Origin of the sequence: Pseudomonas sp. Pse79 (assembly GCF_024519615.1) — a bacterium.
Classification (GTDB): domain Bacteria; phylum Pseudomonadota; class Gammaproteobacteria; order Pseudomonadales; family Pseudomonadaceae; genus Aquipseudomonas; species Aquipseudomonas veronii.
Map to the genome: position 1 here is coordinate 1 of NZ_JALJRR010000039.1, position 26,535 is coordinate 26,535.

The window sequence follows — 26,535 nt, forward strand, 5'->3', positions numbered from 1 at the left end:
CGCCGGTTTTGCTCATGCCGACGCCGACCACCGCACCCACCACGGCGCCGAGTACAACGCAGCCGAGGCCGCCAGTCGCCACGGTCAAACCCGTCGCCGCAACCACCGCCGCTGTCGCCAAGGCCGTCACGGCCACATTGGCGGCAATCTCCAGGACTCCGCCTAAAACGTCGGCCAGCATGGAGCTGTGCAGAAGCGCATCGCCCTCGCGGGCAGCCCAAGGCGTGTCAGTCATGCGCAACGATCCGTGTCCGAAAGGACCGGGATCAAATCACGCGGTGGTTGCCTTGCTCAGGTGAGACTTTCCGATGCGCTCGTAGGAATGCTCCGAATCAGCACTCAAACTAAATGCATCAAAGGAATAATCATAAACCAGATAATCAGTTATTTTAATAATTACCATATAACCAAAAAGAACTTCACAGCAGGTTTTTATGGGAATAACGTTAACCCCTCACCGACCCCTTCTCCAGGCGGAGGTAGCCGAACCCTTTCTTGATCTGCCTGGAGCCTGCATCCCATGGTCTTTGCCTCCCCGTTCAAACGCCTGCTCCTGGGCACCGCACTGGCCTTCGGCCTGAGCACCGGCGCCCATGCCGCCGACCTGCAACCGCTGCGGGTGGCCAATCAGAAATCGACGATCAAGGCGCTGCTGGAAGTCTCCGGCGAAGCCAAGAATGTGCCCTATGAAATCCAGTGGGCGGAATTCCCGTCCGCCTCGCCGCTGGGTGAAGCCTTGAATGCCGGCGCCGTGGATATCGGTGCGTTGGGCGATGCACCGTATGTGTTCGCCCTCGGTGCCGGTGCGGCGCTCAAGGTGGTCAGCATCATCCACGCCGACGGGCGTAGCACCACCGCCCTGCTGGTGCCGAAGGACTCACCCATCAAGACCGTGGCGGACCTCAAAGGCAAGCGCATCGTGACAGGCCGTGGCTCCATCGGGCATTACCTGGCGATCAAGGCCCTGGCCAGCGCCGGCCTGACCACCCAGGACGTGCAGTTCATTTTCCTGCTGCCCAGCGAATCGCGCCTGGTGCTGGACAATGGCAGCGCCGATGCCTGGTCGACCTGGGACCCCTACACCACTGTGGTCACCTCACAAAGCCAGGCGCGGATCGTGGCCAGCGGCAACACGCTGTTGAGCAACCACCTGTACCTCGCGGCAACCAGCCAGGCCATCAGCGAAAAACGCGCGCAGCTCGACGACTTTGTCGCACGCGTCGACCGCGCCTACGCCTGGGCCAATACGCACCCCAACGAGTACGCCGCCGCCCAGAGCAAAATCACCGGGCTGCCGCTGGCTGTGCATGTGGCCGTGGCCAAAGAAACCCACCTGACCCCGGTGCTGATTGACGACGCCGTGATCAGCGGCCTGCAAGCGACCGCCGACACCTACCAACAAGAAGGCCTGCTACCCCGGCACATCGACGTGTCGCAGGGTTTCGACAAGAGCTTTAACGCCAAGCGTGCCCCCCAAAACCAAGCATCGCGTTAACAGGAGCAGAACATGAGCAAACCACGTCAATTGAAACTCGGCGCCATGGTTCACGGTGTCGGCCACGGCTGGGGCGAATGGCGCCACCCACAGGCGCAACCGAATGCCAGTACGAATTTTGCGTTCTACAAGCAGCAGACTGAACTGGCCGAAACCGCCAAGTTCGACTTCGTGTTCATCGCCGACAGCCTGCACATCCATGCCAAATCCAGCCCGCATTACCTCAACCGGTTCGAACCGCTGACCATCCTCTCGGCCCTGGCCGCGTTGACCACGCACATCGGCCTGGTCGCCACCGTCACCGTCAGCTACACCGAGCCCTACCAGGTCGCACGCCAGTTCGCCTCGCTGGACCACATCAGCGGCGGCCGCGCCGGCTGGAACGTGGTCACCTCGTGGCTGAGCGGCACCGCCGATAACTTCGGCAAGGCCGAGCACCCGCCACATGCGGTGCGCTATCGCATCGCCAGGGAACACCTGAATGTGGTCAAGGGGTTGTGGGACTCCTGGGAAGACGACGCCTTTGCCTACAACAAGCAAAGCGGTGAGTTCTTCACCCCGCACAAGCTGCACACGCTGAATCACCAGGGCGAGTTTTTCTCGGTGAAAGGCCCGCTCAACATCGCCCGTTCGCGCCAGGGCCAGCCGGCGATTTTCCAGGCGGGCACCTCAGAGGACGGGCGCAACTTCGCCGCCGAGCATGCTGATGCGATCTTTGTGCATGTCGACAGCATCGAAGACGGCCTGGCCTACACCCAAGACCTCAAACGCCGCGCCACAGGCTTCGGCCGCGACGCCGACAGCCTGTCGATCCTGCCGGGTATCCGCCCGATTGTCGGCCGCGACGCCGCCGAAGTGGAACGCCGCTATCAGCAGGCAGTGGACCTGGTAACCGTGGAAGATGCGATTGTCGCCCTCGGCCGCCCGTTCAACGACCACGACTTCAGCCAGTACCCGCTGGACGAACCGTTCCCCGAGCTGGGCGAGCTGGGTTCCAACAGCCAGAAAGGCGGCTCCGACCACATCAAGCAACTGGCCCGGGACAAAGGCCTGACCCTGCGCGAAGTGGCCTTGCATTTCTCGCGGCCCAAGCGTGATTTTGTCGGCACCCCGGAGCACGTCGCCGATACGATCCAGACCTGGTTCGAGACCGGCGCCAGCGATGGTTTCATCGTCAATTCGGTGCTGCCCGATGGCTTGCAATACTTCACCGAACGGGTGGTGCCATTGCTGCAACAGCGCGGCCTGTTCCGCAGCGAATACAGCGGCCAGACCCTGCGCGACAACCTCGGCCTGGACGTACCGGCCAACCGCTACAGCGTCGCCGCCGAGGTCGAAGCACAGCAGGAGGCATTGGCATGAGCAAATCCCTCCACATCGGGGAGCCAGCCCGCGCCCCGATTTCTGACCGAGTTCACGCATCATGACGTCATCCTCGCCACCGTCCTTGCGCGCCGTGGAAGTCGCCAACTTCGACGCCCTGCTCGACCGTCTCAGCGCCGAACTGGCCGGCAGCGCTCAGCTTTTCGACGAGAGCGGCGCCTTCCCCCACGCCAACTTCAAACGGCTGCATGAACACGGCCTGCTCGCCCTCACCGTGCCCAAGGCCCTCGGTGGTGGCGGCGCCAGCCTGGCCCAGGCACGCAAAGCCATCAGCGCGATTGCCAAGGGCGACCCCTCTACCGCGCTGATCCTGGTGATGCAGTACCTGCAACACACGCGCCTGCAAGACAGCAAAACCTGGCCCGCGCACCTGCGTGTAAAAGTCGCCGAAGACGCGGTACGCCACGGTGCGTTGATCAACGCGCTGCGCGTCGAGCCGGACCTCGGCACCCCCGCCCGCGGCGGCCTGCCGGCGACCACCGCAGTGCGCTGCCCTGAAGGCTGGCGCATCAGCGGGCGCAAGCTCTACTCCACCGGCAGCCACGGCCTGAGCTGGTTCAGCGTGTGGGCGCGCAGTGACGATGCCGACCCGCTGGTAGGCGCCTGGCTGGTCCCCAAAAACAGCCCCGGCATAAGCATCATCGACAGCTGGGACCACCTGGGCATGCGCGCTACCTGTAGCCATGACGTGGTGTTCGACAACGTGCTGGTGCCGCTCGACCACGCCGTCAGCGTCAGCCCCTGGAGCGCACCGCAGCCGGAACTGGATGCCGAGGGGTTGCTGTGGATGTCAGTGCTGCTGTCGTCGGTGTATGACGCCGTGGCCCAGGCCGCGCGCGATTGGCTGGTGAACTGGCTGCAAACGCGCCAGCCGTCCAACCTCGGCGCCGCGCTGGCGACATTGCCGCGTTTCCAGGAAACCGTCGGGCATATCGACACCCTGCTGTTTGCCAACCGCAGCCTGCTCGACGCCGCCGCCGAAGGGCATACCCCGGCCGGCAATGCGGCGCAGTTGAAGTACCTGGTGACCGGCAACGCGATCCGCGCCGTGGAGCTGGCGATCGAAGCCTCGGGCAACCCCGGTCTGTCCCGCCACAGCCCGCTGCAGCGCCACTACCGCGACGTGTTGTGCAGCCGCGTCCACACCCCGCAGAACGATGCCGTGCTGCAAGGCGTCGGCAAGGCGGCCTTCGCCCAACGGCAGAAGGAACGCACATGAGCAAGAGCACCACCCTGAGCTTCCTCGTCTGAGGTGCGCTCGGCCAACGCCTGACTCGGTTAAAAAATGTGGCAGGGGCCTTGTGTCGGCTGGCCAATCTCATTTGATGCGGTAGTGAAAGGTATTGCGCACCGCCGGCACCGCTACCGCCTTGCCGTCAACGATCCTCGGCTGGTAGCGGAAGGTATTCGCCGCCGCCAATGAAGGCCGGATAAACAGCGGATGACAGCCGTCCAGCACCTTGGGGTTTTCCACGCGGCCCAGGGAGTTGACGGTGTACTCCACCGAGCAATCGCCTTCGATGTTTTTGTCCAGGGCGCGTTCGGGGTACTGCGGTGCTTCTTTGCTCAGCGGCAAGTATTGGCGACTGTCGAACGCCGGGGCTGGAGCAGGTGTGGCAACCCGCGCGGTTTCAGCGGCCAGCCGCGCCTGGTTCAGCCGTTGTTGCTCCAGCTCGCGGTTGTGCTGTTCGGTGGCCTGGCGTTCCTGTTGCTGTTCAAGGCGCTTTTGCTCGACGCGCTTACGCGCCAGGGCCGCTTTCTCCAGTTTTTGCGCCTGGATCTGCGGGTCGAGGGTGGGTTTCACCGGCGTCGGCACCGCCACGGGCTCCGGCGGTGGCGGCGCCACCGCCAGCGCTTCAGGCAGCGGTTCAGCCACGGGGGCCGGGGCCGGCGGCAGCATCACCAGTTGCGTATGCATCACCTGCGGCGCTTGCACCATCGGCTTCTGCGGTGACCAGCCCAACATCAGCCCGGCCACCACACCCACATGCAGCGCAACGGCCAGGCTCGCCGCCAAGCCTTTGCGCCACCACCCGCTGCAATCCCGAGGCGCCATCACCAGGCTCGGACTGTGCATGATCATCGCCGTCATTGCGGGGCCTCGGTCACCAGCCCCAGGTGGCTGACGCCGCCCTTTTGCAACACCGCCATCGCCGCGACCACGCGCCCATACCCGGCGTCTTCGTCAGCGCGGATATAGACCTGGGTGTCACTGCGCGCCGCCACCACTTGCATGACCTTGGCGCCCATGTCCTCCAGGCTCACGGCGCTGTCGGTCTGGTGCTGCGTGTCCAGCTCGTCGCCGAGGTTCCAGTAGTAACTGCCGTCGGCCTTTACCGACAACGTGAGGATCTGCTGGCGGGTGTCGGTGGCCAGCGCCTCGGCGGCGACCTTGGGCAGGTCGATCTTCACGCCCTGGGTCAGCATCGGTGCGGTGACCATAAAGATCACCAACAGCACCAGCATCACATCGATATAGGGCACCACGTTCATCTCGGCCTTGGGCCCGTGCTTGCGTTGCGGCCTGGTTAACATGGGCTTGCTCCTGTTCAGGCGGCCGTGGCCAGGTGGGTCGGCATGCCGCTCAGGCTGCGATGCAGGCGCACTTGCAGTTCATTGCCGAAGGCGTAGTAGCGGGTGAGCAGCGTCTGGCTGCGCGCCGAAAAGCGGTTGTAGGCGATCACCGCCGGGATGGCGGCAAACAGGCCGATGGCCGTGGCGATCAAGGCTTCGGCGATGCCCGGCGCCACCGTGGACAGCGTGGCCTGTTGCACCTGGGACAAGCCGAGAAAGGAATTCATGATGCCCCACACCGTGCCGAACAGGCCGATGTACGGGCTGACCGAACCCACAGTGGCGAGAAACTGCAGGCCCTTTTCCAACTCGATTTCCTGCGCGGTGATCGCCACCTGCAAGGCGCGCTCCACCCCTTCGAGCACCGCCGGATCGTGGCTGTGCAGGTGCTGGTATTCCTCGACCCCGGCGATAAAGATCGGCGCCACGCCGCCCTCGCCCGCCTGCACGGTGTCGCGGTACAGCGCCTGCAGGTCTGGAGCCGCGCGAAAGCGCGGCACAAACCCGTTCAACTGGCGCTCCAGGCGCCGCAGCACACTGCCGCGCTGGAGAATCAAGTACCAACTGAGCAAGGACGCCAACAGCAGCGTGACCATCACCGCCTTGACCAACAGGCTGGCGTCGCTGATCAACCCCCAGATCGTCATATGTTCCATCGTCGCGTGCATGGTGGTGAACTCCTATTCGATTAAAAAGTGATGACCGGGTGATGACGGCTTACGGCAACTTCAGCGCGCGGGTCACATCGCGCCAGGGCACGAACTTGAAGTTCTGGGTTTGCTCGGGCATGCGCTTGCGCCCGTCCTGCACCACCAGCATGCCTTGGCTCCACGGCCCGCCGAGGTTGACGGCGGTGACTTCGAGGCCATCGGTTTCCGACGCCCCATCGATCCCGGCCTCAGCGTTCAAACCGACGCGAAAGGCACCGTGGGCGGCGAACGGCGGTTCGGCATCCACCACCAGGTAGCTGTCATTGCCTTGGCTGGAGATCACCAGGTAATCGCGCGCGCCGCTCTGGTAAAGCGCCAGGCCCTCGACATCCGCGTGCAGTTGCGCGCCGACCTTGATCACGCTGGTCAACGTCGCCGGCTGATCGGCTCGGGCGTCCACCGCCCAGACGCCGACATCTTCTTCACCGATGAACAGGCGCTGACGCTGGTCATCGGCGACGCAGCCTTCGGGTTGGCTGTCGACCTTGAACTGGCGCACCAACTCGCCCTGCACGCGGCCAGCCGGCGCGCTCAAGCGGTATTGCAGGAAGGTGCCGTCCTTGCCGTTGGCGATCGCGTACAGTTCACCGCTGGCCGGCTGGAACAGACAGATGCCGTAGATTTCCTTGAGCGGCGTCGGCACTTCGCCGGCTTCGCGCAACTCGCCGCTCTGACGGTCGATGCTGAACAGGCTCAGGCTGTTGTGATCGCGATTGCTCGCCACGGCGAGGTCGACGGTCTGTTGGCCGAGCTTGAAGTTGGGGCGGACATCGACGTTGTTCAGGCGCCCCACCGCCAGCTCCTGCAACAGCTTGCCGTCGAGGTCGTAGGCCAGCAGGCCTTGTTTTTTGTTGGTGCCGAGCACGCGGCTCTGCGCCGGTCGTTGCGGGTGAATCCAGATCGCCGGGTCGTCCGCCGCATCGCCTTGGCGCCCGACCGGGTCGGTCTGGCGCTGGGCGGCGACTTCCGGCAGCACCGGCAGCGGCGCGACGGGCGTAGCCTGCCACGTCAACTCGGCCTGATAGAGGTTGCCGCTGTCGTCGTCGCGCAGCAACAGTTGCCGGCCTTTGATTGCCAGGTTTTCCGCCTCCTTCACACCCGGCAGGTGCAGGCTCGGCTGGGCCACCCAGCGCTCGCCGTCCTGCTGGAACAGCTGCAGTTGCGCGGTCTTCGGATCAAGCGCGACCAGCCCACCCGGCACCAGCGCCATGGCCCCGGCGGCGCGCCCGGGATTGTCGAACAACGCCACCGGGGTGCGTTTCACCTCGGCTTCCGGGTGCGCCGGGTAGGCCCACCAGCCGACGTTTTCTTCGTTCACCACCAGTTGATGGGTCGCATCGTCCACCTGGCAGAACTGCGCCGACGGCGGCAGCGGCACGCCGCGCACACGCTGGGGTCGGGCCAGCAACGTCGGGCCATTGCCCACCAGCCATTGCTCGCCCTTGCCCTCTTCGCCCACCAGGAACACAAACAGGTTGGCCGCCGAGTCGCGATACAGGCACACGCCGTTGACCGGATAGTCGCGGGTCGGCAGGTACAGCGGCGCGCCCCAGCGTTTGCCGGCGCTATCCAGGCTGATCAGCATGGCCTGCTGGCGTTGGTTATCCAGGGTCGCCACCAGCACCTGGGCACCGGCGGCACGGCTGTCGAGGCTGCTGAAGTTGCCCTTGAAACGCGCCAGTTCGGCGCCTTTTTCGTCGAGCAGCAACAGGCCGTCGCGGGTGCTGGCGGCCAGGCGTTCGGGGCCGTTGGGCAGGAAGGCCAGCGCCTCGGCGTTCAGGTTCGGCGCCCAACGCGTCAGGGCCAGGTCGGCGGCCAGCGCATGGCCGCAGGTGGCCAGGGCCATCAGCAGGTATAGCTTGGAAAATCTCATGAACAGGCAAATCCTTCGAAAACGATGAACAACCCATGTGGGAGGGGGTTTGCTCCCGATGGCAGTGGTTCGGCTGATAAATCCGGCGACTGACACACCGCTATCGGGAGCAAGTCCCCTCCCACACTCGGGTCGAGGTGGTGGTTAGAAATGGGTGAAGGTCAGGCCGAGCTTGTAGGTCGGGCCGTACTCTTCGTACTGGCCGTTGTAGCTGCGGTGGCCGGTGTAGACGAAGTACGACTCGTCGGTGAGGTTCTGCGCCTCGAAGCTGACTTGCAGGTTCTTGGTCAGCGAGTAGCGTGCGCTGAAGTCGACAAAAGTCTGTGCGTCGACGTGCAGGTCGTGGGCCTTGTCGTTGATCGAGGCCAACTCATACAGGTAGGCCGATTTGTAGTTGGCCGACACGCGCAGGCTGAGCTTGTCGTTTTCCCAGCCGAGCATCAGGTTGCCGACAGTGTCCGACTGGTTGGGCAAGCTGATGTTGCGTGTGCGGTTGCCGCCGCTGGCCGCGTCGAAGCCTTCGATATCGGCGCTGGAGCGGCTGAACGTGGTGTTGGCACCGACCAACAGGCCGTTCCACGGCGCGGGCAGCCAGTCGAACTTTTGTGAGTAGGCCAGTTCCAGGCCGTAGAGCTTGGCGCTGTCGCCGTTGGCGTAGGTGTGGGCCTCGGCGAAGTTGGTCCAGGCGCCGGTGCCGGCCACGTCGGTGTTGTAGACAAAGTGCTTGATGTCTTTGTAGAACACGAACGCCGACACAGTGCCGGCGCGGCCCATGAAGTGCTCGATGCCCAGGTCGAGGTTGCTCGACTCCAGGGGCTTGAGGTCCGGGTTGCCGAAGGTGGCTTCGTCATCGTCGATCACGAACCCCGGCGCCAGTTGGCCAAAGGTCGGGCGCACCACGGACTTGGTCCAGGCCGCGCGCACCTGGGTGTTCTTGTCGATCTGGTAACGCGCATGCAGGCCCGGCAACCAATGGTGATAACGCCGTTTGGTCTCGGTGGCGCTGAACTGGCCGTCGGTGGCGCCGGTGCCTTTGGCTTCGAACTCGGTGCCTTCGTAGCGCATGCCCGCGATGAAACGCCAGTCGTCGATGTCGATGGTGTTCATCAGGTAGCCGGCGTTGATGTCTTCGCGGATGGTGAAGTCGTTGACCCGGGATTCGGTCTCGTCATAGAAGTCATCACGGTTGAGGCTGCCGATCAGCTGCTTGATACTCCCCGCGCTGATACCCGGGCCGTAATTGCCGAGACGGTAGTCGACGCTGCCCTTCTGGAACCGGGTGAGGTTGAGTTGTTCGTCGGTGAAGCCCAGGTCGTCGAAGTTCTTGTAGACCCAGGCTTCCAGGTCGTTGTCCTTGTGCCGACGGCTGACCTTGCCGCCGAACTTGACCTGGGACGCGTAGCCGCTCAGGTCGTAGTCGCGGGCCAGGTCCAGGCGCAGGTTTTTCTCGGTGTCTTGGGTGTTCTGTTTTTCCCAGTCGACCTTGTCCAGGGTGAAGTTGCTCGCGTCGTAGAAGCCGGCGCCGACGATCGGACGCGGTTTGTCTTTGTCGTAGAAGCCGCTGTCGGCAAAGTCGCCGCCATCGAAGGTGGCGCCGGCGATATGCGCCGGGCTGTCTTCGCTGGATTGGCTGTAGCCGGCCTGGCCGCTGAGGGTCCACAGGCCGAGCATGCGTTCGCCGCCGAACACGTAGGACTGGATTTCCTGGGTTTCCTCACGGTTCTTCAACTTGCGCTTGCCCTCGGCCACACCCAGCTCGCCAGGGGCCTGGGGGTCGGCAAATTCGAGGCTGGCGGCGTTGCGGGTCTCGGTGTCGGTGTAGCGGCTGTAGAGGGTGCGCAGGTAGTAGCTGCTGAGGTCATCGGGCTTGTAGTCGAAGTTCAGGCCACCGCCGGCGCGTTCGCGGCTGATGTCGTAGTCACGCTGTTCGAACTTGTTGAGTTTGGCCCCCTGGCTGAAGTCCCAGGCGCCGCCGGTTTCGACGTTGTCCGAGCCGAAGTCGCGCTTCTGCCAGCTCAGGGCCGCGGCGACGCCGAAGTTGTCGATACCATCGCCGAGGCTGAAGCGGTTGCTCGCCGCGCCGGAGAATTTCGGGCTGGTCTGGCGCGTGTTCTTGTCGTAGCTGGCCTCGGTGCTGCCGGTGTAGAACAGGCCTTTGTGATCGAACGCCGACAGGCTCTTCACATCGACGGTGCCACCGAGGGAGTTGGCGTCCATGTCCGGGGTCAGGGTCTTGATCACCGACAGCGACTGCACCAGCTCGGAGGGCAGCACATCGAGGGCCACGGCGCGACGTTCGCTTTCGGGCGACGGCACCAGGGTGCCGTTGATGGTCACGCTGTTGAGGTCCGGGCCGAGGCCGCGCACGCTGACGAACCGCCCTTCGCCCTGGTCGCGCTCGACGCTGATGCCGGGCAGGCGCTGCGCGGCTTCGGCAACGTTTTCGTCCGGCAACTGCGCCACGCCGTCGGCATGCACCACGCTCTTGATGCTGTCGGAGGAGCGCTGTTCCTTGAGCGCCTGGTCGATGGCGGCCGCCTGGCCGACCACGTCGACGTGCTCGGTGTGGGTGGCGTCGGCGGCCTGGAGCCGCTCGCTGGCCATCGCCAGGGCCAAGGCGGTGAGCGTAAAGCTGACGAGCCCGGTGCGCTTGTACATGAAGTCCTCCCCAAGAGTCCGTTGGCGCCAGGCAAGAGGCCCGGCAACTGGGAGGGCACGCTAGGGCCGGGGGATGACGGTTCTGTGACAGGGGTTGGCCGCAAGGCCCGTAAACCGGGAGTTTTGCCTGGTTCTCAACGTGGAATGAGCCGAAATGACCTCTGGAGGTCAACGGTGGGAGGGGGCTCGCCCCCGATAGTGGTGGGTCAGTCAATAGATAAGCCATCTGGCACACCGCAATCGGGGGCAAGCCCCCTCCCACCGTTGGTTTTCATCGCGTGTGGGGTGAGCTGATTCGACCCTCCCCCAGCGTCATCCAATCGTCACATCCATCTGCTGTGCTGGCGCCCATCGCTCATTCGCCAGAGGACTCGCGGCCATGTTTTGCGTGCTCAAACCCCACCGCTGGAAACTCGCCCTGCTGCTGCTCGCGGCCAATCTGGGGCTGATCCTGCACCTGGCCTGCGGCGAGCTCAAAAACGTCAGCGAGTGGGTATGGCTGGATATCATCGGCGAAGGCGGCTCCGCCCTGCTCGCCCTGGTATGGCTGGGCCTGGTGCTGAAAAGCCGCCCCGCCGGGCGCGTCACCAATTACCTGGCACTGGGCCTGTCGTGCATCTTTTTCTCCTGGTGGATAGACAGCCTCGACGAATTCATTCGCCTGCCCGCCAGCATCACCTGGGATCACTGGCTGGAGTCCGGGCCGATGCCGGTGGGCATGATCCTGCTGACCCTGGGTATCTACCACTGGCACCGCGAACAACTGGCGATCAGCGCGCAAATGGAAAAACGCGAGCGGCTGTTTCGCGAGCACCGGCTGTTCGACACACTCACGCCTCTGGGCGGCGCCGATTACCTCAAGCGCCAACTGGCCGACAGCCTGCAAGACAGCCGCGACCAGCAACAACCGCTGTCGCTGCTGGCCCTGGACCTGGACAATTTCACCGCGATCAACCAGGCCTACGGCCACGCCGAGGGCGATGCGGTATTGCAGGCCCTCAGCCATGTGCTACTGCTCAATCTGCGCCGCCAGGACTTACTCTGCCGCCTGGCCGGCGACCGCTTTGTGGTGGTGTTGCCCAACACCGGCGAGCGCCAGGCCCAGGCGTTGGCGCTGGAGTTGGAGCAAGCGGTGCGCAGCCTGGCGCACAAGACGCGACAACACGGCGAGCGCCTGCAACTGGCGGCGAGCACGGCCGTGGTGATGGCCCTGGACGAGCCGCCCCAGGACTTGCTCAAGCGCCTGAACCTGACGCTCGCCCGGGCCAAACAACCGCTTGCGAAAAGCGCCTGAGATGGCCGTAAAAACCCGTTGGTATGAGGCCGACAGCCGCTTCATCCCAGGGCATTACCAACCCGCCGCGTTGATCGACCTGGCCTTGTCCCGCGACATCGACAGCCATCGCCTGTTGCGCGGCACCGGGCTGTTCCACGAGGACATCCTCGCCGGTACAGCACAACTGAGCCCGCAGCAGTTTCTCGGATTGATCGGCAACAGCCGGCGCCTGCTCGCAGCCGATGAGAGCAGCTTCCTGTTTGGCCAACGCCTGCTGCCCGGCTATTACGGCGCCGCCAGCCATGCCCTGGGCCACGCGCAGAATCTGGATCAGGCGCTGGAGATCCTGATCCAGCAACAGGTGCTGCTCAGCCCGCTGGTGACGCTGCAATTGGAGCGGGATGAACACCATGCCTACCTGTACTGGCGGGACAGCTGCGGCGCCGGCGAACACTGGCGGTTCCTGCTGGAAGCCAGCATGACCTCGCTGGTCGCCATGAGCCGCTGGCTCAGCGGCCAGCGCCTGCCGTGGCAATGCAGCTTCAGCCATGGCGAGCCGCATTACGTCGAACAATACTGGGTTCACCTGGGCGAACACACGCGCTTCGCGCGCCCGCTGGACATGATGTGCATCCCGCGCGAATACCTGGTCATGGCCTGGCCCGGCGCGTCGGCCACCGCCGGCCAAGTCGCGCGCCAGCAGGCCCGCGAGCAGATCGAACAGCTCGGTTTTGCCGACAGTTTTCTCGATTGCCTCTACGACTACCTGCGCGAACAGGTGCGCCAGCCGCCCAGCCTGGAACAGGCGGCCCAGGCGTTCGCCATGAGCCCGGCGACCCTCAAGCGCAAACTGCACAAGCACGACACCGGCTTTCAGCAGCAGGTGGATCGGGTGCGCAAGCACGTCGCGTTGCACCTGTATCAGGTCAAGGGGTTCAGCAACGATGAAGTGGCCGCGTACCTGAACTTCAACGATGCGGCGAACTTCCGGCGTTCGTTCAAGCGCTGGACAGGCACCACGCCGAACCTGATCCGTCAGCTGTTCAACAGCCGTTAGCCAGGCGCTCGCGCAGGAACTCCACCAGCGCCTGCACCGGCCTCGAACTCTGCCGGTGCTGCGGGTACACCGCCGACAGCGTCAGGGCCTCGGGGGCGAAGTCTTGCAACAGCGTCACCAGGCGCCCGTCCGCCAAGGCATCGGCGACGATAAAGGTCGGCAGGTAGGTGACGCCCAGCCCGGCGATGGCGGCGTCGCGCAGCAACTCGCCATTATTGACGCGCATGCGCCCGCTGACGTTCAGCGACTGCGGCTTGCCTTTGCTCTGGAACCGCCATTGCACCTGGCGGCCGTGGCCGTAGGGCAGGCAATCGTGGTCGGTCAGGTCGTCGGGTTTCTGCGGTGTGCCACGCAATGCAAGGTACTCGGGGCTGGCGCAGTACACACGCTGCACGCTGGCGATACGCCGGGCGATCAGGGTGGAGTCTTCGAGGATGCCGATGCGCAACACCAGATCGTAGCCTTCGCCGATCAAGTCCACCGGGCGGTCGCTCAGATCGACTTCCACCGACACCTGCCGATAGCGCTGCAAAAACAGCGGCAGCAGGCAACCCAGATGGGCCATGGCAAATGACAACGGCGCACTCAGGCGAATGGTGCCGCGCGGTTCGCTGTTCTGCCCGGCGATGCCCTGCTCCACTTGCTCGACTTCGCTGAGCAGGCGCAAGGCCGATTCGTAGTAACTCTGCCCCAGGGGCGTGACATCCAGGCGGCGGGTCGAGCGGTTGAGCAGGCGCACGCCGAGGCGGTCTTCGAGTTGGATCAGGCGGCGGCTGACGAATTGCTTGGACAGCCCCAATTGCTCGGCGGCGGCGGTGAAACTGCCGGACTCCATGACCTGGCAAAACAGGCGCATGTCTTCGAAGGGATTCATTGTCGCGTCTCGGTGGACATTTTGCTGATTTATAGCCTGTCAGGTGCTGCACCACAAACCTAATGTGCCAACACAATCAAAAGTGGGAGGGGGCTTGCCCCCTCCCACAGGGGATTACCGAGATTCCCGAGGTCGGGTTACTTGGTGGTGAACGCCGAGTAGCTGTTCATCAGGTTGCGGTAGTTGGGAATGCGCGGCGACAGCAGGTTGGCCAGGCCTTCCATGTCGTTGCGCCAGTCAACCTGCAGCTCGCAGGCCACGGAGAACCAGTTCACCAGTTGCGCGCCGGCCGCGGTCATACGGGCCCAGGCCGCCTGTTGCACGGTTTCGTTGAAGGTACCGGAAGCGTCGGTGACCACGAACACCTCAAAGCCTTCGGAGAGAGCGCACAGGGTCGGGAACGCTACGCACACATCCGTCACCACACCGGCAATGATGATCTGCTTGCGGCCGGTGGCCTTCACCGCCTTGACGAAGTCTTCGTTGTCCCAGGCGTTGATCTGGCCAGGGCGCGGGATGTACGGCGCGTCCGGGAACAGTGCTTTGAGCTCGGGCACCAGTGGGCCGTTGGGGCCGCTTTCAAAGCTGGTGGTGAGGATGGTCGGCAGGTTGAAGAACTTCGCCACGTCGGCCAGGGCCAGCACGTTGTTCTTGAATTCGTTGGGGGAGAAATCCTGCACCAGGGAGATCAGGCCGGTCTGGTGATCCACCAACAGCACCACGGCGTCATCTTTGTTCAAGCGCTTGTAAGTCATGGGTTAACTCCTTTGTGGGTTTAGGTATCAGAACGCAAAGCACGAGCAGCCAAACGCACCCCAGAAGCCCTGGAAGTCGCTGACCGGCACGTTGGAAAGACGCGCTTTCTCATGGCCATGAGCATGCACGCCACACGGGCCACTGCAGTGGTGAGCCTGCGCCTGCAGCGGCGAAGCGGGACGCCAGTGCCCCGGCACCTTGACCACCGGCGACCAGTCCGGCAGCACCGGCACGCGCGGCGGTGCGAAATCTTCGAAGTCGCCGGCGCCATACACCACCTTGCCGCCGACCACGGTCAGCACCGACTCGATCCACTTGATGGCCTCTTCATCGACGCTGAAAAAATCCGCCGACAGCGCGGCGACGTCCGCCAACTGGCCGACCTTGATCTGGCCCTTCTTGCCCTGCTCGGACGAGAACCAGGCGCTGCCATGGGTGAACAGCTCCAGCGCGGTCAGGCGCGGCAGGCCTTCGGCGTGCAGCTCCAGGCCACCCACGGTGCGGCCGCTGACCATCCAGTACAGCGAGGTCCACGGGTTGTAGCTCGACACCCGCGTGGCGTCGGTGCCCGCGCCGACCGGTACGCCTTCGGCGAGCATGCGTTTGATCGGCGGCGTGGCTTCGGCGGCCTTGGCGCCATAGCGCTCGACAAAGTACTCACCCTGGAACGCCATGCGGTCCTGGATCGCAATCCCGCCGCCGAGGGCGCGCACACGCTCGATGTTGTGCGGGGTGATGGTTTCGGCGTGGTCGAAGAACCACGGCAGGCCATTGAACGGGATGTCGCGGTTGACCTTCTCGAACACATCGAGCATGCGCGAGATCGATTCGTTGTAGGTGGCGTGCAGGCGGAACGGCCAGCGCTGCTCGACCAGGTGGCGCACCACCGGCTCCAGTTCCTGCTCCATGCTCAGCGGCAGGTCGGGGCGCGGTTCGAGGAAGTCTTCGAAGTCGGCGGCGGAGAACACCAGCATCTCGCCGGCGCCGTTGTGGCGCAGGTAGTCGTCGCCCTGGTGCAGGGTGACGCTGCCGGTCCAGTGCTTGAAGTCGCTGAGTTCTTCCTTGGGCTTCTGCGTGAACAGGTTGTAGGCGATACGTACCGTCAGCTGTTCATCCTTGGCCAGTTGCTCGATCACCGCGTAGTCATCGGGGTAGTTCTGGAAGCCGCCGCCGGCGTCGATCGCACTGGTCAGGCCGAGGCGATTGAGTTCGCGCATGAACTGGCGGGTCGAGTTGACCTGGTATTCCAACGGCAGTTTCGAGCCCTTGGCCAGGGTCGCATACAGGATCATCGCGTTGGGCCGCGCCACCAGCATGCCGGTGGGGTTGCCGTTGCTGTCACGCACGATCTCGCCGCCCGGCGGGTTCGGAGTGTCCTTGGTGTAGCCGGCCACGCGCAGGGCGGCGCGGTTGAGCAAGGCGCGGTCGTACAGGTGCAGCACGAACACCGGCGTGTCCGGCGCCGCCTGGTTGAGCTCGTCCAGGGTCGGCATGCGCTTTTCGGCGAACTGGAATTCGTTCCAGCCGCCGACCACGCGCACCCATTGCGGCGTCGGGGTGCGATCGGCCTGGTCCTTGAGCATGCGCAAGGCATCGGCCAGGGACGGCACGCCTTCCCAGCGCAGTTCGAGGTTGTAGTTCAAGCCGCCACGGATCAGGTGCAGGTGCGAGTCGTTGAGGCCGGGGATCACCGTGCGGCCCTTGAGGTCGATGACCTCGGTGCCGCTGCCGCGCAGAGCCATGGCCTCGCCATCGGTGCCCACGGCCACGAAGCGCCCCTGGCGAATGGCGACGGCGGTGGCGCGTGGGTTTTCACGGTCCACGGTGTGGAACTGGCCATTGAACAAAATCAGATCGGCGTTCATAGGGTTTCCTTTACAGAGGCTTCAAGCCAGGGAGCGAACAGGCGGGTAGCCGCCGGCATCAGCAGGTACACCACCAGCAACACGATGGTCAGGGTGATCAGGAAGGTGGCGACCACGTAGTTGGACAGGAACGGGTGCAGGCGCAATATCGGGCCCCACACGATCGGTACCAGCAGGGTCAGCGGCAGGATCACGCACAGAGTGACCACGGCCTGTTTCCAGCGCGGCGGTTTGGCGACGCTGTCGGTTTGGGGGGTGAACCAGAACTCGTTGACCGCACCGATTTCGGTGTGGTCGCCGTCGGCCAGCATCGGCGCGGCTTCTTCGATCAGGGTTTTGCGCTCGGGGGAGTCGAGCCAGCGTTGCAGGTCGTCGGTGGAGCGGTAGCGCAACACGCAGGTGAACAGCGACAGGCCGTCGTGTTTACCGCGCACGACGTCGACGCCGAGGTGGCCCGGGCGTTCGCCGGCGATGCGTACTATGCGGCGTAGCCACGCTTCGTAGTTGGCCTCGCTGCCGGATTTGATCCGGTGTTTGACAATCAGGGTGACGACTTCGTCGGAACCGGTTTCAGGTGTTGGGTCCATGGTGTGTTCTTCCCCCTGGAGAGCTGAGCGATGAGACGAGTTTGGCGGCGACGGGCGATTCGGAATTGGATGTTTGTGCTGTTTGGCGCGGTGACTTGCCGGGCCGCCTACGCGGGGAAGTTGGACATGTGCGCGCTGATCCGGCTCCTCAACCAGCGCTCCGCCGGGTCGTTGTCATGCACCCCGCTCCACACCATCGACAGCTCTGCGGCGTCGATCGCAAACGGTGGGTCCTGCGCGCGCAACGTGGTGCCTTCGGTCAAGGCGCACGCTGCGTAGTCCGGCACGGTCGCGATGATCTGCGTGCCCGCCAGTAACGCCCGCAAGCCACTGAATTGCGGCACCGCCAGCACCACCCGGCGCGCCCGGCCGATGCGCGCCAGGTCGAGGTCGATATTGCCGCTCAAGTCCCCCGAGAACGACACCATGGCATGCGGCCGTTCACAGTATTCGTCCAGGCTCAGCGGTGCGGTGCCGCCATCGCCGCGCAGCACCTTGCACGGAATGTCGCGCAGTTTCTTGCGCTTGGCATTGGCCGGCAGATCCGTGGTGTAGCTGACTCCCACGGTGATCTCGCCACTGGCCAGCAGCGACGACATCAACAGGTAATTGGCGCGGCGCACCACCACCACGATCCCCGGTGCCTCGTCGCGCAGTTGGCTGAGCAACGGCGGGAACAGGCCGAATTCGGCGTCATCGGACAGGCCGATGCGGAACACCGCACAGCTGGTGGAAGGGTCGAAATCCTTGGCGCGGCTGACCGCGCTCGAGATGGTGTCCATGGCCGGTTGCAGCTCCTTGAGTATTGCCATTGCGCGTGGTGTGGGCTCCATGCCGCGCCCATTGCGCAGCAGCAACGGGTCGTCGAACAAATCGCGTAAACGGCCCAAGGCCGCGCTCACCGCTGGTTGGCCCATAAACAGTTTTTCGGCGACCCGGGTCAGGTTCTTCTCGAACATCAGCGCTTCGAAAATCACCAGCAGGTTCATGTCGACGCGGCGCAGGTCGTTGCGGTTCATGGCGGTCCCCAAACAGTTGACAGAGCACCAGCTAAGCACGCGGCGCGGCGAGCGCGATTGCACACCTGTGCTGTCTTTTCCACGCCAACAACTGGCGAAATTAACAACGATTAACTCGTCAGTCGGACGGCACGGCACCAAGAATGAGGCCGTCTACACTGCATCCATTCACCGGGAACGCTCCCATCGACTGCGGATATTTCGTCATGGCCCGACTTGAGCACGGTGCTCCAAGCTTCTGCGCGACCGGCGGCCTCTGCCCCCGGCGCGAGCGTATCGCCAAGCAACTGATCCTCGCCAACCTCGGCGAAAGCCTGGCGATTGCCGACCTGGCCCAGGCCTGCGCACTGTCGCGCAGCCACTTCTCCCGCGCCTTCAAATGCACCACCGGGCTGTCGCCGCAGGAATGGATTCGCCAACAGCGCATCCAGCGCGCCAAGGAGTTGATCACCGGTACGTCCTTGAGCCTGACGCAAATCAGCCTGGAATGTGGTTTCTGCGACCAGGCGCACTTCTGCCATATGTTCACGCGCAGCGAAGGCGTCAACCCGATGACCTGGCGTAATCACCAGTTGCGTCGCAAGCAGGCGATTGCCGCCTAGTGGTCAGCGCAAGCGTGGAATATGCTGGGCGAACCCTTTTTTCAGAGCTCGCGCTGGCATGAACGACCTCAGCGAACAGGCCGTACACTTCGGCCCGTATCGGATACACCCGCGCCAACGCCTGGTGCTGGAGGCTGGCCGGCCGTTGCGCCTGGGACGGCGGGCAGTGGATATCCTGCTGATCCTGCTGGAACAGGCCGGCAATGTGGTGAGCAAGCAGGAACTGATCGCGCGGGTCTGGCCCAAAAGCGTGGTCGAAGACGGCAACCTGCGCGTGCATATGGCGGCGTTGCGCAAGGCCCTGGGCGATGGCCAGGCCGGGCAGCGCTATATCGTCACCGTGGCCCAGCGCGGTTACAGTTTTGTTGCGCCACTGAGCATCGAACCGATGACCCTTCCAACCGACGGCAGTGCGCAAAGCCAGGCCCACAACCTGCCGCTGCGCAGCACGCGGATGATCGGCCGCCAGGCGCTGATCGATGCGCTGGTGCAGCAATTGCCGCAACAACGCTTTATCACCCTGACTGGCGCGGGAGGCATCGGTAAGACCACGGTCGCGCTGCGTGTCGCTGAGCTGCTGATCGGGCATTACCGCGACGGCATTCGCCTGCTCGACCTCGCCCCCCTCAGCGCACCGTCGATGATCCTGCCCAACCTCGCCGCCCTGCTCGACCTCACCCCCGACGAACACGCGCCGCTGTTGACCCTCGCGCGCAGTCTCCACACGCGCCAGTTGCTGTTGGTGATCGACAACTGCGAACACCTGCTTGATGACATCGCCCTGATCAGCGAGACCCTGCTGCGCCACGCCCCCAACGTTCACATCCTCGCCACCAGCCGTGAAGCACTGCGCGCCGAGGGTGAATACGTGCAGCGCCTGGAGCCGCTGGCCTGCCCGCCCGCCACCGGCAACCGTGCCCAGGCGCTGGGCTATCCGGCCCTGCAACTGTTGATCGAGCGCGCCATGTCCCATCAGGACAGCTTCGCGCTCAGCGAAGCCGAACTGCCATTAGCGATTGATATCTGCCAGCGCCTCGACGGTATCCCGCTGGCCATTGAACTGGTGGCGGCGCAGATCGAACGTTTCGGCCTGCAAGGCCTGCTGGTACAGATGGAAGACAACTTTCGCCTGCTGACCCGTGGCCGCCGCAGTGCCCTGCCCCGTCAACAGACGCTGCGCGCCACGCTGGACTGGAGTTTCGACCTGCTCGCGCCCTGCGAACAGATCTGCCTGCGCCGCCTGGCGGTGTTTCGCGGCGGCTTCAGCCTGGCCAGCGCGGCGGCGGTGATCGCTGGGGAACAGATCGCACCGGCCGAGGTGCTGGGTTCGATCACCCAACTGGTGGCCAAGTCGTTGCTCAATGTCGAGCCCGGCGATGACGAGATGGTCTACCGCCTGCTGGACATCACCCGCACCTACGCCCTGGAAAAGCTCAGCGTGGCCGCTGAACTCGACACCACCCGCGAGCGCCACGCCGCACGCTGCCTGGCCTTGATGGAACAGGCCCGGGACGATTGGGAACTGACCGCGACGCAGCCCTGGATCGACCGCTACGCGCCCCTGCGCGAAGACATCCGCGCCGCACTGGATTGGGGCCTGGGCGACCAGAGCACGCACCTGTTGGGTATTCGCCTGACGGTCAGCTCGATGCCGTTGTGGCAGGAGCTGTCATTGCTGGGGGAACACGGGCTGTACGTGGGCAAGGCGCTCGCACGGCTGGCGCAATCGCCCGCGCCGAACCCGCACTTGCACATGGCGTTGCAACTGGCGCTGGGCAGTTTTTCGTATCACACCCAGGGCGGTACGCCGCAGACCATTGACGCCTTTGCCTACGCGCGGCGCCTGGCCGAAGCGAACAACGACTTGAGCGGCCAGTTGCGTGCGGTGTCGGGCCATATGGCGGTCAACCTGTGCTGCGGCAATTATCGCCAGGCACTTGCGCAAAGCCTGCACTTCGATCAACTCGGCCCCCAAGCCGACCCCTTGCTCGACCTCAGCGCCCAGCGCCTGCGGGTACTGGCCCAGCACTTTGCCGGTCACCAGGCATTGGCCCTGCAAAATGCCGAACAGGTGATCCAGCGCATGGCCCACAGCGGCCATCTGAACCGGTTCACCCATGGCTTCGGCGTGCAGTACGACCAGGGCGTGGCCTCGCTGACGATCCTCGCTCGCATCCTGTGGCTGCGGGGGTTCCCGGAGCGGGCCTGGCGCACCGCGAACCAGGCCCTGGAACTGGCGCTGCAGATCAACCACGGCACCTCGATCTGCTACACCCTGGCCCTGGCCGGGGTGGTCATCGCCCGCTACAACGGCGACGCGGCCGCGACCCATTCGCTGCAGGAACTGTTGTTGCAACAAGCGCAAAAGCACTCGGTGCAGCTGTTTCATACCTGGGCCCGACACTACGCGGGCGCAGCGCCGACGCAAGCCATGCCCGGGCTCGGCCTGATCGCGGATACCCTGGTGACCTTCAACGCGGGCGCGGTGGACGCGGCGATGTTCGAACGCGCCAAAAGCGGCGCGGCCGGCTGGTGTACGGCAGAGATTCTGCGGGTGCGCGCCGAGCACAGTGACGACATCCCGGCAGAAGCGCTGTTGCTCGAGGCACTCGGCCTGGCGCACCAGCAAGGCGCCCTGGCCTGGGAGTTACGCAGTGCGACCGCGCTGGCGCGGCTGTGGCAGCGCCAAGACCGCCGGCAAGCGGCACGCGAGTTGCTGGACTCGGTCTACGGGCGATTCAGCGAAGGGTTCGCCACCCAGGACCTAATCGGCGTGCGCCGCCTGCTCGACGAGTTGCAGGACAAACGGCCGGCCTGAAAACGCCCCCAGATAATGCCCATACCCTTGCTGCAGACGCGCCACTTGCAGCGGGTCGCGCAGTTGCGCCAGGGCGTAGCTGCGCACGCTGTTGAGCAGGCGGTAACGCTCGGGACCGAGGCCGGGCTCCACGCTCAGCAGCGAGATGTCGACCAGTCGCCGCAGCAGGTATGGCAGGTCGGCGTGAGCCAGCTCGGTGCCGGCGATCAACTGCCCCAGGACGGGCAAGCTCACCGCCATCTTGAACAGGCCCAGTTGCAGGAACAGCCAGCGCTCCGGCAGGCTCAGGCGCTCGTATGACCAGTCCAGGGCCGCCGCCAGGGATCGGTGGCGTTCCAGCGCCGTGCGCCGACCGCGCGCCAGCACTTGCAGGCCGCTGCGCAATTGCACCTGCAAGCCCTGCACGCCGAGAGCATCGACCTGGGCCGCCGCCAGTTCGAGGGCCAACGGAATACCGTCGAGCCGGCGGCAGATATCGCGCAGCGCCGGCAAGTCCTGGGGCCGCAGGGCAAACCCTTGCTGACTGGCGCGCACGCGCGCGACGAACACCTGCACCGCCGAGTAGGCCATCGCCTGCTCGACGCTGCCCCAGGCGGACGGCATCGGCAGCGCCAGGCGAGGCACGCGCTGCACCCACTCGCCGGGCACCCGCAAGGCTTCGCGGCTGCTCAACAACAGCGTCACCCCAGGCGCGCTGGCCTGCAGCGCGCGCACCAGATGACGGCAGGCGCCGAGCAACACGTCGGCGCCATCGAGCACCAGCAATAACTGGCGCGAGGCCAATTGACGGAAGAGCGCCGCGGCACTGTCAGCCGCGTCGAGCCCGAGGGTCTCGGCCAACTGGCGCAGCATTGCCGTGGGCGTATCGACACCGGCCAGATCCAGCCACCACACGCCGTCGCGATAACGCGGCAACACACGCTCGGCCAACGCCAGGGCCAGGCTGCTCTTGCCGACGCCAGCACCTCCGGTGAGGGTCATCAGGCGTTGCCCCGACAGGCGTCGGACCAGCGTCCCCACCAGTTCGTCGCGACCGATCAGCGGGCTGAGCCGGGTCGCCAGGTTGTGCCGCGGTGCCGCGTTCCCAGCGGCCTCCTGCAGTGGCGCAACCAGGCAATAGCCGCGTTGGGGTTCATTGAGAATGTAGCGACGACCGTCCAATGCACGGCGCAGGGCGGCGATATGCACCCGCAGGTTGTTCTCCTCCACCACGCTGCACGGCCAGACGCGGGCGATCAGGGTGTCTTTGCTGACAAATTGCCCGGGCGTTTCGAGCAGCACCGCCAGGATGTCCAGCGCGCGCCCGCCCAACGGCACGGGCATGCCCGCCTTGCTGACCAGGCGCTGCTGGCGATGAAAGGTGTAAGGGCCAAAGCGCATCGCATGGTCGTTGTTCATCTGCGTAAAAGCGCTGAAACACCCGAGCTTGGGCGTCCGCGCATCCTTCTTCCATGGGCCTGCCGTTATCTTGCCAGCTCGTTGTAACAGGACAATGCTGGCACGGGGAGCGATACGGACAATCGGGTGCGCGAGACGGACATCCTGTCGTTAACTGAACTGCTGCCGGTATTGGGTGGGGTTGAGGCCGAGTTTTTCACTGAACAGAAAGCGCATATGCCGCACGCTGCCAAAGCCTGCGTGAAAGGCCACGGTTTTGAGCGGCAGGTCGGTGGTTTCCAGCAGGTGCCGGGCGCGGTCGATGCGCGCGCCCTGCAGGAAGGCCATCGGCGTCATCTGCACCTCTTTGGCGAACAACCGCGCAAAGTGCCGCGCACTCATGCCGGCGAGTGCCGCCATGGATTCGATGGTGAACGGCTGGTCCAGATGCGCCAGCACATGGCTCTGCACCCGCGTGATCGCGGTTTCCTGGGGCGCCACGGCGGCGGTCATCGGGCTGAACTGGGCCTGCCCGCCCTGGCGCTTCATCACCACCAGCAGCACTTTGGCCACGTCCACCGCGACCTGCTTGCCGTGGTCCTGGGCGACAACCGACAGCGCCAGGTCGATGCCCGCCGTCACCCCGCCGGACGTGATCAGGCGGCCGTCCTGCAGGTAGATGCGGTCGGTTTCGACAACGGCCTGAGGGAAGGCCTTGATCAGCCGCTCGGTGTAATGCCAATGGGTGGTCACGCGGTGGCCGTCGAGCAACCCGGCATACCCCAGCACAAAGGCACCGGTGCAGATCGAGCCGAAGCGCCGCGCGCGTGGAGCCGCGGCCTGGAGCCAGGGCAACAGGTCGGGGTGGCATTCGTTATAGGCACCGGGACCACCGGGCACCAGCAGCAGGTCATAGGCATCGTGCGCCTGGGCCAGCAGCAGGTCGGGCTGCACGACCACGCCATTGGACGCACGCAGCGGGCCGGGCTCGGTGCCGACGATCAGGATCCGATAGTGCTGCGCCGCTGGCAGGTAGCGGTTGGCAATCGAAAACACTTCAAGCGGCCCAGCCATGTCGAGCAGGAGGAAGTCCGGAAACAGCGCCATGGCCACGGTGTTCATAGAGGGAGACGTCCATCAGGAAGGAAGGCAGCGGGTATTATGCCACGTCCGAAACTGTCAACCTCAATGCGACAGTTATTCAGATATCAGCTTCTTAATGAATATTCCAGTAACCAGTAACCTTCTTCTCAACGCAAGCGCCCTGCATTTCGCAGCCCGCTCTGACTTGAGGACACCACCATGCTGACCCTTCGCAAAGCCTCCGACCGCGGCGCCGCCAATCACGGTTGGTTGAAGTCGTTCCACACCTTCTCGTTCGCCAACTACTGGAACCCCGCCGAACAGGGTTTTTCCGACCTGCTGGTGATCAACGATGACCGCGTCGCCGCAGGCCGTGGCTTCGGCCAGCACCCGCACCGCGACATGGAGATTTTCTCCTATGTGCTCGAAGGCGCCCTGGAACACAAGGACACCCTGGGCACCGGTTCGGTGATCCGCCCCGGCGATGTGCAACTGATGAGCGCCGGCAGCGGCGTGGCCCACAGCGAGTTCAACCATAGCCAGAGCCGTGGCGTGCATTTCCTGCAGATCTGGATCGTACCGAATGTCTCCGGCGCCGAGCCACGCTATCAGCAGGAGCACTTCAGCGCAGCGCAGAAACGTGGACGCTTGCAGTTGATCATCTCGCCGGATGGCGCCGAAGGCTCCCTTCACGTGCGCCAGGATGCACGGGTCTATGCCGGGCTGTTCAACGCTGACGAAAGCGCAAGCCTGGACCTGGCGCCGGACCGCCACGTGTACATCCATGTGGCCCGCGGCAGCGTCGAGATCAACGGCCAACGCCTACAGGAAGGCGACGGGGCCCGCGTGCGCGATGAGCGCCAGATCCGCCTGAGCCACGGTGACGATGCCGAGGTGCTGGTATTTGACCTGCGCCCTCTGGAACTGCCGCAGATGCCATGACGGCTGCACGATAGCCCGCCGACGCGGGCTATCGCTGGCGTCGATAGTCACCATCAGCCCAATGAAGTTCTCTTAAAAATACCAACGCGTAACATCAAACCCACACCAGGCAACACCCTAATCAAACACTCGGAGCACACTCTCATGAAACGCCAACTCTTGCTTAGCCTCGCTTTCTCGGTACTTGCTGCAAACGCTTTTGCCCACCCTGTCGTCGCTGAAGGCGGCGCTGATCGCCTCAACGAAAACCGCGTCGCCGAAGGCGGTGCCGAGCGTCTGCAAGGCAACCGTGTCGCCGAAGGCGGTGCTGATCGTCTGCAGGAACGTGGCCTGGCTGAAGGCGGTGCAGATCGTCTGCAGGAACGTGGCCTGGCTGAAGGCGGTGCAGATCGTCTGCAAGAACGCGGCCTGGCTGAAGGCGGTGCAGATCGTCTGCAGGAACGTGGCCTGGCTGAAGGCGGTGCAGATCGTCTGCAGGGCAACAACGCTTGACCCCGCGCTGTGTGCGCGGCACCCCAAACCGGCCTGATCAGCCGGTTTTTTTTCGCCTGCTTATCGGGTACTGGCCTGAAATCGCTTGCGATACGCTGCCGGCAGCATCCCCACCCGCTGCTGGAACAGGCGCCGGAACGAGTTGCTGTCTTCGTAGCCCACCGCATAGGTGATGCTTTCGAGGGTCATGCGCGTCGACTCCAGCATCTGCTTGGCGTGCTCCAGGCGCAGGGTCTGCACATAAGCGATCGGTGTATAGCCGGTGGCATCCTTGAAACGTCGCTTGAAATTGCGCACCCCAAAACCAAAGTGCCGGGCCACCTCGTCAATCACCAGCGCCTCGGCGCAGTGCTGCTCCAGCCAATGCTGCACGCGCAGTATCTGCGCGTCGCCGTGGCTCTTGGGCAACGACCACATCGCGTACACCGACTGCACCGTCCGCACCGTGTCGATCAGCAGGTATTTGCCACAGGTGTGAGCCAGTTCCGGCGAGCCGAAGCGGCGGATCAGGTGGAGCATCAAGTCCATTGCCGCACTGGCGCCACCACAGGTGATCACGCGGTTTTCTTCGCAGAGCATCTGCGCGTCATCGAGGCTTACGTCTGCGTAGCGTCGCCGGAAAAGCTCGGCAAACGCCCAGTGGGTGGTGGCGCGCAAGCCTTGCAGTACACCGGTTTCCGCCAACAGAAAGGCGGCGGTACACATCGACGCCAGCACGGCGCCGCGCCCATGCTGTTCGCGCAGCCAGGGGCCGAAGGCGGCAAACGTCGGCAAAGCCTCTTTCAAGGTGAAGAGAAAGCCGGGGATCAACACCAGATCGGTCTGTGCGATCTGCGCGGTCGAACAGGCCACTTGCAGACGCTGCCCGCCCCAGGCATTCACGGCCTGGCCGTCGAGGGACGCGACCACGATCTCGAAGGGCGGATGGTCGGCAAACAGGTTGGCGGCGCTGAGCATTTCCAGGGCCAGGGTGGCGCTGGCGGCGGAGCAGTGATCGGCCAGGAGCAAGGTAATGTGCATTCACGGACCTTTTTGCGCTTTTCGCATTAAATAAGTCATTTGCGCACCTACCTTAGCCGATTTGGCGCCCTTAC

The 26,535-nt window shown here is 64.4% G+C and carries 23 protein-coding genes; 9 read left to right on the forward strand and 14 right to left on the reverse strand.

The genetic code is table 11. From position 1 onward, the window contains the following. A partial coding sequence (locus tag NR164_RS28585; protein WP_256823569.1) for a hypothetical protein occupies positions 1-235 on the reverse strand: 235 nt, incomplete at its 3' end. 285 nt (positions 236-520) lie between these two features. On the opposite strand from NR164_RS28585, the gene NR164_RS28590 reads away from it, so the two are divergent. The 3 genes from NR164_RS28590 (at position 521) to NR164_RS28600 (ending at position 4,097) form a co-directional block, all read left to right on the forward strand. Beyond that, positions 521-1,495 carry an ABC transporter substrate-binding protein gene (locus NR164_RS28590; protein ID WP_046488508.1) on the forward strand — a complete coding sequence of 325 codons (975 nt, stop codon included), beginning with the start codon at positions 521-523 and terminating at the stop codon, positions 1,493-1,495. A 12-nt stretch (positions 1,496-1,507) separates the two neighbouring features. Then, positions 1,508-2,857: an LLM class flavin-dependent oxidoreductase gene (locus NR164_RS28595; RefSeq protein WP_046383850.1), complete on the forward strand. Its 1,350-nt coding sequence runs from the start codon at positions 1,508-1,510 to the stop codon at positions 2,855-2,857. A gap of 61 nt (positions 2,858-2,918) precedes the next feature. Beyond that, positions 2,919-4,097 (forward strand): acyl-CoA dehydrogenase family protein, encoded by a 1,179-nt coding sequence (locus NR164_RS28600; RefSeq protein WP_256823570.1) that lies wholly within the window; start codon positions 2,919-2,921, stop codon positions 4,095-4,097. Between the two features lie 99 nt (positions 4,098-4,196). Here the strand turns inward: NR164_RS28600 and NR164_RS28605 are convergent, their stop codons facing one another. The 5 genes from NR164_RS28605 to NR164_RS28625 all read right to left on the reverse strand — a co-directional run bounded on the left by NR164_RS28605 (position 4,197) and on the right by NR164_RS28625 (position 10,693). Next, positions 4,197-4,970, reverse strand: a complete 774-nt coding sequence (locus NR164_RS28605; protein WP_046383852.1) for an energy transducer TonB — start codon at positions 4,968-4,970, stop codon at positions 4,197-4,199. After that, positions 4,967-5,413 carry a protein TolR gene (gene tolR / locus NR164_RS28610; protein WP_046383853.1) on the reverse strand — a complete coding sequence of 149 codons (447 nt, stop codon included), beginning with the start codon at positions 5,411-5,413 and terminating at the stop codon, positions 4,967-4,969. The genes NR164_RS28605 and tolR overlap by 4 nt, the downstream gene beginning before the upstream one ends. Positions 5,414-5,427: 14 nt before the next feature. Next, positions 5,428-6,120 (reverse strand): protein TolQ, encoded by a 693-nt coding sequence (gene tolQ, locus NR164_RS28615; protein WP_079443566.1) that lies wholly within the window; start codon positions 6,118-6,120, stop codon positions 5,428-5,430. Positions 6,121-6,169: 49 nt separating this feature from the next. Further along, positions 6,170-8,035, reverse strand: a complete 1,866-nt coding sequence (locus NR164_RS28620) for a phytase (RefSeq protein ID WP_256823571.1) — start codon at positions 8,033-8,035, stop codon at positions 6,170-6,172. A gap of 144 nt (positions 8,036-8,179) precedes the next feature. After that, positions 8,180-10,693: a TonB-dependent receptor gene (locus NR164_RS28625; RefSeq protein ID WP_046383856.1), complete on the reverse strand. Its 2,514-nt coding sequence runs from the start codon at positions 10,691-10,693 to the stop codon at positions 8,180-8,182. Positions 10,694-11,072: 379 nt separating this feature from the next. Between NR164_RS28625 and NR164_RS28630 the strand changes: the two genes are divergently transcribed. After that, a complete protein-coding gene (locus NR164_RS28630; protein WP_102618575.1) occupies positions 11,073-11,987 on the forward strand; it encodes a GGDEF domain-containing protein in 915 nt (304 codons plus the stop codon). Position 11,988: 1 nt separating this feature from the next. Continuing rightward, positions 11,989-13,026, forward strand: a complete 1,038-nt coding sequence (locus tag NR164_RS28635; protein ID WP_046383858.1) for an AraC family transcriptional regulator — start codon at positions 11,989-11,991, stop codon at positions 13,024-13,026. On the opposite strand, the gene NR164_RS28640 is transcribed toward NR164_RS28635, so the two are convergent. From NR164_RS28640 to NR164_RS28660, 5 genes are all read right to left on the reverse strand, one after another. Beyond that, positions 13,013-13,900, reverse strand: coding sequence for a LysR family transcriptional regulator (locus NR164_RS28640; RefSeq protein WP_102618576.1), 888 nt, complete (start codon positions 13,898-13,900; stop codon positions 13,013-13,015). The genes NR164_RS28635 and NR164_RS28640 overlap by 14 nt on opposite strands. Before the next feature lie 137 nt (positions 13,901-14,037). Continuing rightward, a complete protein-coding gene (ycaC, locus tag NR164_RS28645; protein WP_057004838.1) occupies positions 14,038-14,655 on the reverse strand; it encodes an isochorismate family cysteine hydrolase YcaC in 618 nt (205 codons plus the stop codon). 27 nt (positions 14,656-14,682) lie between these two features. Further along, the gene (locus tag NR164_RS28650) at positions 14,683-16,521 is read right to left on the reverse strand and encodes an amidohydrolase (protein WP_256823572.1); all 1,839 of its coding nucleotides are present in this window, start codon (positions 16,519-16,521) and stop codon (positions 14,683-14,685) included. Beyond that, complete coding sequence (locus tag NR164_RS28655) at positions 16,518-17,108, reverse strand: antibiotic biosynthesis monooxygenase (RefSeq protein ID WP_046383862.1); 591 nt, start codon at positions 17,106-17,108, stop codon at positions 16,518-16,520. The genes NR164_RS28650 and NR164_RS28655 overlap by 4 nt, the downstream gene beginning before the upstream one ends. Before the next feature lie 107 nt (positions 17,109-17,215). Beyond that, positions 17,216-18,127 (reverse strand): LysR substrate-binding domain-containing protein, encoded by a 912-nt coding sequence (locus NR164_RS28660; protein ID WP_079443561.1) that lies wholly within the window; start codon positions 18,125-18,127, stop codon positions 17,216-17,218. A gap of 206 nt (positions 18,128-18,333) precedes the next feature. Here NR164_RS28660 and NR164_RS28665 point away from each other — a divergent pair, with 206 nt between their 5' ends. Both NR164_RS28665 and NR164_RS28670 read left to right on the forward strand, forming a co-directional pair. Beyond that, positions 18,334-18,729 carry a helix-turn-helix domain-containing protein gene (locus tag NR164_RS28665; RefSeq protein WP_046383864.1) on the forward strand — a complete coding sequence of 132 codons (396 nt, stop codon included), beginning with the start codon at positions 18,334-18,336 and terminating at the stop codon, positions 18,727-18,729. Positions 18,730-18,787: 58 nt separating this feature from the next. Continuing rightward, complete coding sequence (locus tag NR164_RS28670) at positions 18,788-21,547, forward strand: winged helix-turn-helix domain-containing protein (protein WP_256823573.1); 2,760 nt, start codon at positions 18,788-18,790, stop codon at positions 21,545-21,547. Here NR164_RS28670 and NR164_RS28675 read toward each other — a convergent pair. Both NR164_RS28675 and NR164_RS28680 read right to left on the reverse strand, forming a co-directional pair. Then, a complete protein-coding gene (locus tag NR164_RS28675) occupies positions 21,494-22,945 on the reverse strand; it encodes a winged helix-turn-helix domain-containing protein (RefSeq protein WP_057004842.1) in 1,452 nt (483 codons plus the stop codon). The genes NR164_RS28670 and NR164_RS28675 overlap by 54 nt on opposite strands. Before the next feature lie 150 nt (positions 22,946-23,095). Beyond that, positions 23,096-24,046, reverse strand: a complete 951-nt coding sequence (locus tag NR164_RS28680) for a GlxA family transcriptional regulator (RefSeq protein ID WP_102618580.1) — start codon at positions 24,044-24,046, stop codon at positions 23,096-23,098. A 180-nt stretch (positions 24,047-24,226) separates the two neighbouring features. Here NR164_RS28680 and NR164_RS28685 point away from each other — a divergent pair, with 180 nt between their 5' ends. After that, a complete protein-coding gene (locus NR164_RS28685; RefSeq protein WP_046383868.1) occupies positions 24,227-24,949 on the forward strand; it encodes a pirin family protein in 723 nt (240 codons plus the stop codon). 144 nt (positions 24,950-25,093) lie between these two features. Continuing rightward, positions 25,094-25,441, forward strand: coding sequence for a hypothetical protein (locus tag NR164_RS28690; RefSeq protein ID WP_256823574.1), 348 nt, complete (start codon positions 25,094-25,096; stop codon positions 25,439-25,441). 60 nt (positions 25,442-25,501) lie between these two features. Here the strand turns inward: NR164_RS28690 and NR164_RS28695 are convergent, their stop codons facing one another. Beyond that, entirely contained in the window at positions 25,502-26,461 is a 960-nt protein-coding gene (locus NR164_RS28695; RefSeq protein ID WP_256823575.1) for a GlxA family transcriptional regulator, read from the reverse strand. Positions 26,462-26,535 lie beyond the last annotated feature (74 nt).